Source organism: Fictibacillus sp. 26RED30, from assembly GCF_015903845.1.
GTDB classification, from domain to species: domain Bacteria; phylum Bacillota; class Bacilli; order Bacillales; family Fictibacillaceae; genus Fictibacillus; species Fictibacillus phosphorivorans.
This window is the reverse complement of record NZ_JACZDV010000006.1, coordinates 20,963-34,370: the sequence shown is the minus strand read 5'-3', so window position 1 is coordinate 34,370 and position 13,408 is coordinate 20,963. Positions and strand designations below refer to the sequence as shown.

Genomic DNA, 13,408 nt, shown 5'->3' with positions numbered 1-13,408 from the left:
AGGGAGGTACGCTCCTTGATAGACGTAAATAATTTTGAATATATGAAAATTGGTCTTGCTTCACCGGACAAAATCCGGTCGTGGTCAAGAGGGGAAGTAAAGAAACCTGAAACAATCAACTACCGTACACTGAAGCCTGAAAAAGACGGCTTGTTCTGTGAAAGAATTTTCGGTCCGACAAAAGACTGGGAATGTCATTGCGGAAAGTATAAGCGCGTCCGTTATAAAGGCGTGGTTTGTGACCGTTGTGGTGTTGAAGTAACAAGAGCTAAAGTTCGACGTGACCGTATGGGTCACATCGAGCTTGCTGCTCCTGTATCTCACATTTGGTACTTCAAGGGTATCCCAAGTCGTATGGGTCTTGTTTTGGATATGTCTCCAAGAGCATTAGAAGAAGTAATCTACTTTGCTTCATATGTTGTTACTGATACAGGAGATACACCTCTTGAGAAGAAACAACTGCTTTCAGAGAAGGAATACCGCACATACCGTGAAAAGTATGGAAAAGGTTTTACTGCACAAATGGGTGCAGAAGCGATCAAACGTCTTCTAGAAGACATCGATGCTGAAAAAGAAGTTGAGATGTTGAAAGAAGAGCTTAAAACAGCACAAGGACAACGTCGTACACGTGCGATTAAGCGTTTAGAAGTATTAGAAGCATTCCGTCATTCTGGCAACCATGCCGACTGGATGATTCTTGAAGTACTTCCGGTTATTCCGCCGGAATTGCGTCCGATGGTTCAGCTTGATGGTGGACGTTTTGCCACATCTGACCTTAACGACCTTTACCGTCGTGTTATCAACCGTAACAACCGTCTGAAGCGTCTATTAGATCTAGGTGCTCCTAACATTATCGTTCAAAATGAAAAACGTATGCTTCAAGAAGCAGTCGATGCATTAATCGATAATGGTCGTCGTGGCCGTCCGGTTACTGGACCAGGAAATCGTCCGTTAAAATCACTTTCACACATGCTGAAAGGGAAACAAGGACGTTTCCGTCAAAACTTGCTAGGTAAACGTGTTGACTACTCTGGACGTTCGGTTATCGTAGTAGGTCCGAACTTAAAGATGTACCAATGTGGTCTTCCTAAAGAGATGGCACTTGAGCTCTTCAAACCATTCGTTATGAAAGAGCTAGTATCAAAAGGTCTTGCACACAACATTAAGAGTGCAAAACGCAAAGTAGAGCGCGTTCAGCCAGAAGTTTGGGATGTACTTGAAGAAGTTATTCGTGAACACCCAGTTCTACTAAACCGTGCACCTACACTTCACAGACTTGGTATCCAAGCATTCGAACCGACGCTTGTAGAAGGTCGTGCAATTCGTCTTCACCCGCTCGTATGTACAGCTTACAACGCTGACTTTGACGGTGACCAAATGGCGGTCCACGTTCCTCTATCTGCTGAAGCACAAGCAGAGGCTCGTATTCTAATGCTAGCTGCCCAAAACATCTTGAACCCGAAAGATGGTAAGCCGGTAGTAACACCGTCACAGGATATGGTTTTAGGTAACTATTACCTAACTCTTGAACGTGAAGGAGCTATTGGTGAAGGGTCTGTATTTAAAGACATCAATGAAGCGATCATCGCTTATGAAAATGGATTCGTGCACTTGCATTCTCGTATTGCAGTACCGGTATCCAGCTTAAATAAAGAAACTTTCACAGATGAACAGCAATCTAAGCTTCTTATGACTACAGTAGGTAAGTTGTTATTCAACGAAATCCTGCCGCCGTCATTCCCGTACATTAACGAACCGACTACGACGAACCTTCAAGTGGAAACACCTGAAAAGTACTTCTTAGATCCGGCTGCTAATGTAAAAGAGGAAATTCAGAAGCATGAGGAAATTGTTCCATTTAAGAAAGGAATTCTAGGTAAGATTATCGCGGAAGTATTCAAACGCTTTAAGATTACTGAAACGTCTAAGATGCTTGACCGCATGAAGGACTTAGGATTTAAATATTCTACGCGCGCTGGTATCACGATCGGTGTATCCGATATCGTTGTATTACCTGAAAAGCAAGAGATCCTTGCTGTAGCCGAAGAAAAAGTAGTTAACGTTACAAAGCAATTCAGACGTGGTTTGATCACAGAAGAAGAGCGCTATGAGCGTGTAATTAATGTTTGGAGTTTGGCGAAAGACGAAATCCAAAATAAATTGATGGGTACACTTGATAAGCGAAACCCAATCTTCATGATGAGTGACTCCGGTGCCCGTGGTAACGCATCTAACTTTACGCAGCTAGCTGGTATGCGTGGTCTGATGGCCAACCCGGCTGGTAAAATCATCGAGCTTCCAATCAAATCAAGTTTCCGTGAAGGTCTAACAGTACTCGAGTACTTTATCTCTACTCACGGAGCGCGTAAAGGTCTTGCCGATACAGCCCTTAAAACAGCTGACTCAGGTTACCTTACTCGTCGTTTGGTTGACGTTGCTCAAGATGTTATCGTACGTGAAGATGACTGTGGAACGGACCGTGGCTTAGAAGTTGCAGCTATTAAAGAAGGCAACGAAGTTATCGAGCCTCTTCATGAGCGTTTGATCGGCCGTACTGCTTATAAAAAGGTATACCATCCTGAAACAAAAGAACTTCTTGTAGACGTTAATCAGCTGATCACTGAAGACATGGCCGCTCATATTGAAGAAGTAGGCGTGAAAGCAGTAACGATCCGTTCTGTATTTACTTGTGACACACGTCACGGCGTTTGTAAGAAATGTTACGGACGAAACCTTGCAACAGGCTCTGACGTTGAAGTTGGGGAAGCTGTTGGAATTATCGCCGCTCAATCCATCGGTGAGCCAGGTACACAGCTTACAATGCGTACCTTCCATACAGGTGGGGTAGCTGGAGACGATATTACACAAGGTCTTCCACGTATCCAAGAATTGTTTGAAGCGCGTAACCCGAAAGGTCAAGCGGTTATCTCTGAGCTTGAAGGTACGGTTGTTGGCGTGAACGACAATAAAGATAAGCGTGAAGTAGTCGTTCAAGGTGAGATTGAATCTAGAACTTACACAATTCCTTTCGGTGCCCGCATTAAAGCGGTCGAAGGCGATAAAGTAACTGCCGGTCAAGTATTGACGGAAGGTTCGATCGATCCTAAAGAATTAATTAAAGTACGTGGTGCAGAAGGCGTACAAGAATACCTATTGCGTGAGGTTCAGAAAGTTTACCGTATGCAAGGGGTAGAAATCGGAGATAAGCACGTTGAAGTAATGGTTCGCCAAATGCTTCGTAAAGTGCGCATCATCGATTCTGGTGATTCTCAAGTACTTCCAGGAGCTCTTATGGATATTCATGCCTTCACGGATGTTAACCGTAGTGTACTTCTTGAAGGTGGAACGCCTGCCACAGGTCGTCCAGTGCTTCTTGGTATCACAAAAGCATCTCTTGAGACAGAATCATTCTTATCTGCTGCATCATTCCAAGAAACAACACGAGTTCTTACGGATGCTGCCATCAAAGGTAAGCGTGACGAATTACTCGGACTTAAAGAAAACGTTATTATTGGTAAGCTGATCCCGGCTGGAACAGGTATGAACCGTTACAGAAACATCGGAATCAACTCTCCAGTAGTTGAAGATGAGAACAATGAAGAGGCAGAATTGCCTACAGAACTTGTTTCTCAAGATTAATAAATGAAATGTTGACATCGGGAGCGCATCGGTGATATGATTACGGATGTGCTCCTAAGATTTGTTACTTTGGAGGATATTCGTATGTCTTATGAAAAAGTGACACAGGCTTCTGAAATTATCGTAGGTACTAAGCAAACAATCAAAGCTTTACAGAACGGCGAGGTCAAAGAGCTGGTCGTTGCGGAAGACGCTGATTTTCGAGTAACGAGCAAAGTATTGCAAATTGCCGAAGAGAAGCACGTACCGATCGTAAAGGTTGATTCCATGAAAAAGCTTGGAAAAGCATGCGGTATAGATGTCGGGGCCGCAACTGTTGCGATAAAAGGATAAAATTCATGTTTTTGCGATGGGCATCAATATCGCTCCTCTCGCAAAAACTTTCTTTTGTCCTAAAATGAACCACCTGGGTCGGTGGTATTACGAAAAAAGAGAGGAGGAAATACAAAATGCCTACAATTAACCAATTAGTTCGCAAAGGTCGTGTTTCTAAATCAAAGAAATCTGACTCTCCTGCGTTAAACAAAGGTTACAACAGCTTCAAAAAGTCCCAAACTGACGTTTCATCTCCGCAAAAGCGTGGAGTTTGTACGCGTGTTGGTACTATGACTCCTAAGAAGCCGAACTCGGCGCTTCGTAAATATGCGCGTGTTCGTCTAACTAACGGAATCGAAGTTACAGCTTACATTCCTGGTATTGGCCACAACCTTCAAGAGCACAGTGTTGTTCTTATCCGTGGAGGACGTGTAAAAGATTTACCGGGGGTACGTTACCACATCGTTCGTGGTGCTCTTGATACGGCTGGTGTTAACAACCGTATGCAAGGTCGTTCTAAATACGGAACGAAGCGTCCAAAGGAAGCTAAGAAGTAATATTATTGAAATAAATTAAAACAACTATCAGAAAGGAGGGGACCACATGCCACGTAAAGGACCTGTTGCTCGTCGTGATGTGTTACCTGATCCAATTTACAAGTCTAAGCTTGTAACTCGTCTAATCAATAAAATTATGATTGACGGTAAGAGAGGGGTAGCTCAAACAATCTTGTACAATGCGTTCGAACTTATTAAAGAACGTACAAACCAAGATCCTATGGAAGTGTTTGAACAAGCTCTTAAAAATATCATGCCAGTTCTTGAAGTTCGTGCTCGCCGTGTTGGTGGAGCTAACTACCAAGTACCAGTTGAAGTTCGCCCAGAGCGTCGTACAACACTAGGACTTCGTTACCTAACGAACTACTCTCGTCTACGCGGAGAAAAGACAATGGAAGAACGTCTTGCGTATGAGATCATGGATGCTGCTAATAACACTGGTGCTTCAGTTAAGAAGCGCGAAGATATGCACAAAATGGCAGAAGCAAACAAAGCGTTTGCTCACTACCGCTGGTAAAATCATAGAGACAGTTCTCGGACTGTCTCTAAAACACTATAAAAATTCCTTTTAAAAAGGGAAGGAGAGAAATTCATGGCTAGAGAATTCTCCTTAAAAAATACTCGTAATATCGGTATCATGGCTCACATCGATGCTGGTAAAACAACGACTACTGAACGTGTTCTTTACTATACTGGCCGTATCCACAAAATTGGTGAAACTCATGAAGGAGCTTCACAAATGGACTGGATGGAGCAGGAACAAGAGCGTGGAATCACGATTACTTCCGCTGCTACTACTGCTCAATGGAAAGGTCACCGTGTCAACATCATTGATACACCAGGACACGTAGACTTTACAGTTGAAGTAGAACGTTCATTACGTGTATTAGACGGAGCGGTTGCATTACTTGATGCTCAATCAGGTGTTGAACCACAAACAGAAACAGTTTGGCGTCAAGCGACTACTTACGGGGTACCTCGTATTGTATTCGTAAACAAAATGGACAAGATCGGTGCGGATTTCTTATACTCCGTAAAAACGATTCATGACCGCCTTGGTGCTAACGCTCACCCGATCCAATTACCGATCGGTGCGGAAGACCAATTCGAAGCAATCATCGACCTTATCGAAATGAAAGCTGTATTCTACGGAAACGACCTTGGTACTGATATCGAAGTTCGTGACATTCCGGAAGAGCACATGCCTTTAGCTGAAGAATACCGCGGAAAACTTATCGAAGCGGTTGCTGAGCTAGATGAAGAAATGATGATGAAGTACTTAGAAGGCGAAGAAATTACGAACGAAGAACTTAAAGCAGGTATCCGTCAAGGTACTTGTAACGTTGAGTTCTATCCGGTAATGTGTGGTTCGGCATTTAAGAACAAAGGTGTACAGCTTATGCTAGACGCAGTTCTTGATTACCTTCCATCGCCAATCGATGTACCAGCTATCAAGGGTGTACTTCCTGACTCTGAAGAAGAAGTAACTCGTGAATCAAGTGACGAAGCACCATTCTCTGCACTTGCATTTAAAGTTATGACTGACCCTTATGTTGGTAAGTTAACATTCTTCCGTGTGTACTCTGGTACACTAAACTCAGGATCATACGTACAGAACTCTACTAAAGGAAAGCGCGAGCGTGTTGGACGTATCCTTCAAATGCATGCAAACTCCCGTGAAGAGATCTCTGTCGTATACGCTGGAGATATCGCAGCTGCTGTAGGTCTTAAAGACACTACAACTGGTGATACACTTTGTGATGAAAAGAGCCTTGTTATCTTAGAATCCATGGTATTCCCAGAGCCAGTTATCTCACTATCTATCGAGCCGAAGTCTAAAGCAGACCAAGACAAGATGGGTATGGCACTTGCTAAGCTAGCTGAAGAAGATCCAACATTCCGTACTGAAACAAACGAAGAAACTGGACAAACGATCATCGCAGGTATGGGTGAGCTTCACCTTGACATCCTAGTTGACCGTATGCGCCGTGAATTCAAGGTAGAAGCTAACGTGGGTGCTCCTCAGGTTGCTTACCGTGAAACAATTCGCCAAGCTGCTAAGGTTGAAGGTAAATTCGTTCGTCAGTCTGGTGGTCGTGGACAATACGGTCACGTTTGGATCGAATTCGAGCCAGGTGATGAAGGATCTGGATTCGTATTTGAAAACAAAATCGTTGGTGGGGCAGTTCCTCGTGAATACATCCCTGCAGTTCAAGCTGGTATCGAAGAATCAATGAAAAACGGAATGCTTGCTGGTTTCCCATTACTTGACCTTAAAGCTCGTATCGTTGATGGATCATACCATGATGTTGACTCCAACGAAATGGCGTTTAAGATTGCCGGTTCAATGGCTCTTAAGAACGCTAAATCAAAGTGTGACCCTGCAATTCTAGAGCCGATCATGAAAGTTGAAGTAACGGTTCCTGAAGAGTATATGGGTGACATCATGGGTGACGTAACTTCCCGTCGTGGACGTGTTGAAGGTATGGAAGCTCGTGGTAACGCACAAATCGTTAAAGCGATGGTTCCACTTGCTGAGATGTTCGGATATGCAACTAGCTTGCGTTCTCGTACACAAGGCCGCGGTACTTACTCAATGCACTTCGATCACTACGAAGAAGTACCTAAGTCAATCTCTGAAGAAATCATCAAAAAATCAACTGGAGCTTAATCTCTTCGGTTGTAAGAAGCAACATTTTCATGTAATCTAAAATGGGCAGTACAAACTGTTCGTTTTAAATAAAAAAATCTACTATATGTAAACATATTTAAGGAGGAATCTTTCTCATGGGTAAAGAGAAATTTGATCGTTCCAAAACGCATGCTAACATTGGTACTATCGGTCACGTTGACCATGGTAAAACAACTTTAACAGCTGCTATCACTACTGTTCTTGCTAAGAAAAACGGTAAGGGTGTAGCAATGGCTTATGACCAAATCGACGGTGCTCCAGAAGAGCGCGAACGTGGAATCACAATCTCAACTGCACACGTTGAGTATGAAACTGATTCTCGTCACTACGCACACGTAGACTGCCCAGGACATGCTGACTATGTTAAGAACATGATCACTGGTGCAGCACAAATGGATGGTGGGATCCTAGTAGTATCTGCTGCTGACGGCCCAATGCCACAAACTCGTGAGCACATCCTTCTTTCTCGTCAAGTAGGTGTACCTTACCTTGTTGTATTCATGAACAAGTGTGACATGGTAGACGACGAAGAACTTCTTGAGCTAGTAGAAATGGAAGTTCGTGACCTTCTTTCTGAGTATGACTTCCCAGGAGATGATATTCCTGTAATCAAAGGTTCTGCTCTTAAAGCTCTTGAAGGAGACGCTGATTGGGAAGCTAAAATCTACGAGCTAATGGACGCTGTAGATTCTTATATCCCAACTCCTCCACGTGACACTGAAAAGCCATTCATGATGCCAGTTGAGGATGTATTCTCAATCACTGGTCGTGGTACAGTTGCTACTGGACGTGTTGAGCGTGGTGTAGTAAAAGTTGGTGACGTAGTTGAGATCCTTGGTCTTACTGAAGAGCCAAAATCAACAACTGTAACAGGTGTTGAAATGTTCCGTAAGCTTCTTGACTATGCTGAAGCTGGTGACAACATTGGTGCACTTCTTCGTGGGGTTTCTCGTGAAGATGTTGAGCGTGGACAAGTTCTTGCTAAGCCAGGTACTGTTAAAGCTCACACTAAGTTCAAATCAGAAGTTTATGTTCTTTCAAAAGAAGAGGGTGGACGTCACACTCCATTCTTCTCTAACTACCGTCCTCAGTTCTACTTCCGTACAACTGACGTAACTGGTATCATCCAACTTCCTGAAGGCGTAGAAATGGTTATGCCTGGAGATAACGTTGAGATGACTGTAGAACTAATCGCTCCAATCGCTATCGAAGAAGGAACTAAGTTCTCTATTCGTGAAGGTGGACGTACAGTTGGTGCAGGCGTAGTTGCAACAATCACTGAGTAATCTTATTACTCTTTAATAAAAACACTCTCCTTTTGGAGGGTGTTTTTTATTTTGAATTCATTTATAACGCTTTGTTGCTTATGAAAGTAGTTGATTTCCGTTCCAGTGCTTCGCTTTCCGCGGGGCAGGCGATGAGCCACATTCGTACGTTTCACGTATAAGTGTCTCATCTGCCCGCCTGTCCCGCAGGAGTCTTGCACTTCCACTCCAATCAACTGTCAAAGTAGACAAGGATTAAAAAACCATGTACTTATTTATAAGAGAGATAAAAGAATAATATTTATAATAAATGGCTCTTATAAAGAAAAAGTGATATGAGATCCTTTAAAAAGGAGCGGAACGGTAAATCAAATCGTAAATCCTGAAATTCGGTTCATAATTCCGGGAGTTCACACCATAAATCCGCGAGGTATAAAATCAACTCCATGCGCACGGTTGCTGGAGCTGGAACAATCTAAATTCACCCCCACCAATCGCATTTCTTCTATATATATAGAAGAAACACATTCAAATATGCAAAAGAAGAAAAAGGAAGTTGAAATCTCCTGATAAAGTCTCTATAATAGAAAAAGTGCGATTAGCAATAAATAAATGCAAATAACACTTGCATTGGGCATTGCTTTTCTCTATAATAAGTAATGTTGGTCATTCACTGCGATGATCCGGAAGGTTGCTGACACACTAGGCCCCTTTGCCATGGCTGGTGATATCAGGTTGAATTTCCGCGGAGCAATGTCTGTTTATCAAAATAGGCGAATAAAGGAGGGAAAAAAATGGCAAAGCAAAAGATTCGTATCCGTTTAAAGGCGTATGATCACAGAATTCTTGATCAATCAGCTGAAAAAATCGTAGAAACTGCTAAGCGTTCAGGAGCAAAGGTATCAGGTCCTATCCCACTACCTACTGAGAAAGCGATCTACACGATCCTTCGTGCGGTTCATAAGTACAAGGACTCTCGTGAGCAGTTCGAAATGCGTACTCATAAGCGCTTGATCGATATTATCGAGCCAACACCACAAACAGTTGATTCGTTAATGCGTTTGGATCTACCGTCTGGTGTAGACATCGAAATTAAACTATAATTTCACGTTTGCTTATAAATATTTTACTTATTAATAGGAGGTGTGACGAATGACCAAAGGAATCTTAGGTAGAAAAATTGGTATGACTCAAGTTTTCGCAGAAAACGGAGATCTAATTCCAGTTACTGTAGTAGAAGTAACTCCTAACGTTGTTCTTCAAAAGAAATCCGTTGAGAATGATGGCTACGAAGCTATCCAACTTGGATTTGATGATAAAAAAGACTCTCGTACTAACAAGCCACAAGCAGGACATGCTGCTAAAGCTAGCACGAGCCCTAAGCGCTACGTTAAAGAATTCCGTAATGTTGATGTTACGGGATACGAAGTTGGTCAGGAAGTCAAAGCTGACATTTTTGCAGAAGGTGACGCTGTAGACGTTACTGGTACATCTAAAGGAAAAGGATTCCAAGGTGTTATCAAACGTCACGGGCAATCACGCGGGCCAATGAGCCACGGTTCCCGTTACCACCGTCGTCCTGGTTCAATGGGTGCAGTTGACCCTAACCGTGTTTTCAAAGGGAAAGCATTACCTGGACGTACTGGCGGAGATACAGTAACTGTACAAAACTTAGAAGTTGTAAGAGTTGATGCAGAACGTAATCTTCTACTAATCAAAGGTAACGTACCTGGAGCGAAAAAGAGCTACGTTACAATTAACTCTGCTGTTAAAGCAAAGGATGCTAAATAAGGAAGGAGGACAATCTGATGCCAAAAGTAGCATTATTTAAACAAGATGGTACTCAAGCTGGCGATATCGAATTAAACGATTCCGTTTTCGGTATTGAACCAAATAAAAGCGTGCTTTTTGACGCTGTTATTATGCAGCAAGCATCACAGCGCCAAGGAACGCACGATGTAAAGAACCGTTCTGAAGTTGCTGGTGGTGGACGCAAGCCTTGGAAACAGAAAGGTACTGGACGTGCTCGTCAAGGATCTATCCGTTCTCCACAATGGGTTGGCGGTGGAGTGGTTTTCGGACCAACACCAAGAAGCTATTCTTACAAATTACCAAAGAAGGTTCGTCGCTTAGCTATTAAATCAGCGCTATCTTCTAAGGTTCTAGATAACGACTTAATCGTTTTAGAAGGTCTTGCATTCGAAGCTCCTAAAACAAAGGAAATGATGCAAGTTCTTGCAAATCTATCCGCAGATCGTAAAGCATTAGTTGTAACTGCTGATTACAATGACGCTGTTGCATTGTCTGCACGTAACATCCCTGGCGTAACAGTTGTTACGGCTAACGGCGTTAGTGTTCTTGACGTGTTAAACCACGACAAGCTTCTTATGACTAAAGACGCTGTGGAAAAAGTAGGGGAGGTGCTCGCATAATGGAAGCTCGTGATGTGATTAAGCGCCCCGTTATTACAGAGCGTTCTACTGAAATAATGGCTGACAAAAAATACACGTTCGAAGTTAATCCTCGTGCTACTAAGACTCAAATCAAAGGCGCACTAGAAGAAATCTTTGGCGTAAAAATTCAATCTGTAAACACTGCTACCTACAAAGGTAAGTTCAAGCGTGTAGGCCGTCATACTGGTTACACTTCTAAACGTAAAAAAGCAGTAGTTACATTAACTCCAGAAAGCAAAGAACTCGACTTTTTTGAAGGAGTTTAAAAAGAACTCGTAAAGGAGGGAAATTACAATGGGTATCAAAAAGTTTAAACCGACAACTAACGGTCGTCGTAACATGTCTCAGCTTGACTTTGCTGAAATTACAACTGACCAACCAGAAAAATCCTTGCTTGCTCCACTTAGCAAAAAAGCTGGGCGTAACAACCAAGGTAAACTAACTGTTCGTCACCAAGGTGGAGGACACAAGCGTAAGTATCGTATCATCGATTTCAAACGTAACAAAGACGGAATACCAGGTCGCGTTGCTACAATCGAATACGATCCAAACCGTACGGCTAACATCGCGCTAATCCACTATGCAGATGGTGAGAAGCGTTATATCTTAGCTCCAAAAGGAATTAAAGTAGGGCAAGAAATCATGTCCGGTACTGAAGCTGATATTAAAGTAGGTAACTCACTTCCATTAGCTAACATTCCTGTAGGTTCTACAATTCACAACATCGAACTTAAGCCTGGTAAAGGTGGACAATTAGCTCGTTCAGCTGGTGCTGAAGCTCAACTTCTTGGTAAAGAAGAAAAGTACGCGCTAGTTCGTCTAGGTTCTGGTGAAGTTCGTATGATCCTTCTTACTTGCCGTGCAACTATCGGTCAAGTTGGAAACTTAGAGCATGAACTTGTGAACGTTGGTAAAGCAGGTCGTTCTCGTTGGAAGGGTATCCGCCCAACAGTTCGTGGTTCTGTAATGAACCCTAACGATCACCCACACGGTGGTGGTGAAGGACGCGCTCCAATCGGACGTAAATCACCAATGTCTCCATGGGGTAAACCAACTCTTGGATATAAAACTCGTAAGAAAAATAGCCAAACTGACAAGTACATTGTACGTCGTCGCAAAAAATAATGTGATTGTACTACGGTTCAATCGAGCCGTAGCGCAAACACAAAGGGAGGTTCTCAAATGGGTCGCAGTTTGAAAAAAGGGCCTTTTGTAGATGACCACTTGATGAAAAAGGTCGAGGCACTTAATGAATCTAACGACAAGAAAGTAGTTAAAACTTGGTCTCGTCGTTCTACGATTTTCCCTGACTTCATCGGTCACACAATCGCTGTTTATGATGGTCGTAAGCACGTGCCGGTTTATTGTACAGAAGATATGGTCGGTCACAAGTTAGGTGAGTTTGCACCTACTCGTACTTACAAAGGCCATGCAGCTGATGATAAGAAAACAAGACGTTAATTGAGGGGAGGTACACAAAATGGAAGCAAAAGCAATTGCTAAACAAGTGCGTATTGCTCCTCGTAAAGCTCGCATCGTAATCGACTTGATTCGAGGCAAGCAAGTAGGTGAGGCACTTGCGATTCTACGTTTGACGCCTAAAGCAGCTTCTCCTGTAATTGAAAAGGTGCTTAAGTCTGCTATCGCAAACGCAGAACACAACTATGAAATGGAACCGAACAACTTGGTGATTAAGCAAGCGTTCGTTGATGAAGGTATTACTCTTAAGCGTTTCCGTCCTCGTGCGATGGGTCGCGCAAGCCGTATCAACAAACGTACTAGCCACATCACAATCGTTGTTTCTGAAAAGAAGGAGGGTTAAGACGTGGGTCAAAAAGTAAATCCAATAGGTCTACGTATTGGCGTCATCCGTGACTGGGATTCAAAATGGTACGCTGAAAAGGATTACGCTAATCTTTTACATGAAGACCTTAAGATCCGTTCTTATATTGAAAAGCGTTTAAAAGACGCTGCTGTATCAGGTGTTGAAATCGAACGTGCAGCTAACCGTGTGAATATCACAATCAAAACTGCTAAACCAGGAATGGTTATCGGTAAAGGTGGATCTGAAGTTGAAGCACTTCGTAAAGCCCTTAACGACATCACTGGTAAAAGAGTTCACGTAAACATCTTTGAAATCAAACAAGCTGACGTTGATGCTAAGCTAGTAGCTGAAAACATCGCTCGTCAACTTGAAAACCGTGTATCTTTCCGTCGTGCTATGAAGCAGGCGATCCAACGTGCAATGCGTATGGGTGCGAAAGGTATCAAAACACAAGTGTCAGGCCGTCTTGGCGGAGCTGATATCGCTCGTGCTGAACATTATAGTGAAGGTACAGTTCCTCTTCACACACTTCGTGCAGACATCGATTACGGTACTGCTGAAGCAGACACAACTTACGGTAAGCTTGGAGTTAAAATCTGGATTTATCGTGGTGAGGTCCTTCCAACAAGAGGAACGAAAAAAGAGGAAGGAGGCAAATAATT

The 13,408-nt window shown here is 43.0% G+C and carries 14 protein-coding genes; all 14 read left to right on the top strand.

The genetic code is table 11. The annotated features are described in order from the left end of the window. The first annotated feature begins 15 nt into the window (after positions 1–15). The 14 genes from rpoC (at position 16) to rpsC (ending at position 13,406) form a co-directional block, all read left to right on the top strand. Positions 16–3,639: a DNA-directed RNA polymerase subunit beta' gene (gene rpoC, locus IHV11_RS19630; RefSeq protein ID WP_197192142.1), complete on the top strand. Its 3,624-nt coding sequence runs from the start codon at positions 16–18 to the stop codon at positions 3,637–3,639. 84 nt (positions 3,640–3,723) lie between these two features. Continuing rightward, the gene (locus IHV11_RS19625; protein ID WP_066237983.1) at positions 3,724–3,972 is read left to right on the top strand and encodes a 50S ribosomal protein L7ae-like protein; all 249 of its coding nucleotides are present in this window, start codon (positions 3,724–3,726) and stop codon (positions 3,970–3,972) included. Between the two features lie 116 nt (positions 3,973–4,088). Next, the gene (gene rpsL, locus IHV11_RS19620; protein ID WP_197134192.1) at positions 4,089–4,511 is read left to right on the top strand and encodes a 30S ribosomal protein S12; all 423 of its coding nucleotides are present in this window, start codon (positions 4,089–4,091) and stop codon (positions 4,509–4,511) included. Between the two features lie 46 nt (positions 4,512–4,557). After that, positions 4,558–5,028, top strand: a complete 471-nt coding sequence (rpsG, locus tag IHV11_RS19615; RefSeq protein ID WP_197134190.1) for a 30S ribosomal protein S7 — start codon at positions 4,558–4,560, stop codon at positions 5,026–5,028. Between the two features lie 75 nt (positions 5,029–5,103). Continuing rightward, complete coding sequence (fusA, locus tag IHV11_RS19610) at positions 5,104–7,182, top strand: elongation factor G (protein ID WP_197134187.1); 2,079 nt, start codon at positions 5,104–5,106, stop codon at positions 7,180–7,182. Positions 7,183–7,298: 116 nt separating this feature from the next. Beyond that, positions 7,299–8,489, top strand: coding sequence for an elongation factor Tu (tuf, locus tag IHV11_RS19605; protein WP_066390665.1), 1,191 nt, complete (start codon positions 7,299–7,301; stop codon positions 8,487–8,489). Between the two features lie 773 nt (positions 8,490–9,262). Further along, on the top strand, positions 9,263–9,571 hold the full coding sequence (rpsJ, locus tag IHV11_RS19600) for a 30S ribosomal protein S10 (RefSeq protein ID WP_053356198.1): 309 nt from the start codon (positions 9,263–9,265) through the stop codon (positions 9,569–9,571). A gap of 49 nt (positions 9,572–9,620) precedes the next feature. Further along, a complete protein-coding gene (gene rplC / locus IHV11_RS19595) occupies positions 9,621–10,259 on the top strand; it encodes a 50S ribosomal protein L3 (protein WP_197195977.1) in 639 nt (212 codons plus the stop codon). Between the two features lie 17 nt (positions 10,260–10,276). Beyond that, on the top strand, positions 10,277–10,900 hold the full coding sequence (gene rplD / locus IHV11_RS19590; protein WP_066390669.1) for a 50S ribosomal protein L4: 624 nt from the start codon (positions 10,277–10,279) through the stop codon (positions 10,898–10,900). After that, a complete protein-coding gene (gene rplW, locus IHV11_RS19585) occupies positions 10,900–11,187 on the top strand; it encodes a 50S ribosomal protein L23 (RefSeq protein ID WP_137792245.1) in 288 nt (95 codons plus the stop codon). Before rplD ends, rplW begins: the two co-directional genes overlap by 1 nt. A 28-nt stretch (positions 11,188–11,215) precedes the next feature. Beyond that, entirely contained in the window at positions 11,216–12,046 is an 831-nt protein-coding gene (gene rplB / locus IHV11_RS19580; protein ID WP_066390675.1) for a 50S ribosomal protein L2, read from the top strand. Between the two features lie 57 nt (positions 12,047–12,103). Continuing rightward, positions 12,104–12,382, top strand: coding sequence for a 30S ribosomal protein S19 (rpsS, locus tag IHV11_RS19575; RefSeq protein ID WP_066237951.1), 279 nt, complete (start codon positions 12,104–12,106; stop codon positions 12,380–12,382). A gap of 19 nt (positions 12,383–12,401) precedes the next feature. Then, positions 12,402–12,743 (top strand): 50S ribosomal protein L22, encoded by a 342-nt coding sequence (rplV, locus tag IHV11_RS19570; protein ID WP_066237948.1) that lies wholly within the window; start codon positions 12,402–12,404, stop codon positions 12,741–12,743. Positions 12,744–12,746: 3 nt separating this feature from the next. Next, positions 12,747–13,406: a 30S ribosomal protein S3 gene (gene rpsC, locus IHV11_RS19565; protein WP_066237945.1), complete on the top strand. Its 660-nt coding sequence runs from the start codon at positions 12,747–12,749 to the stop codon at positions 13,404–13,406. Positions 13,407–13,408: the final 2 nt, after the last annotated feature.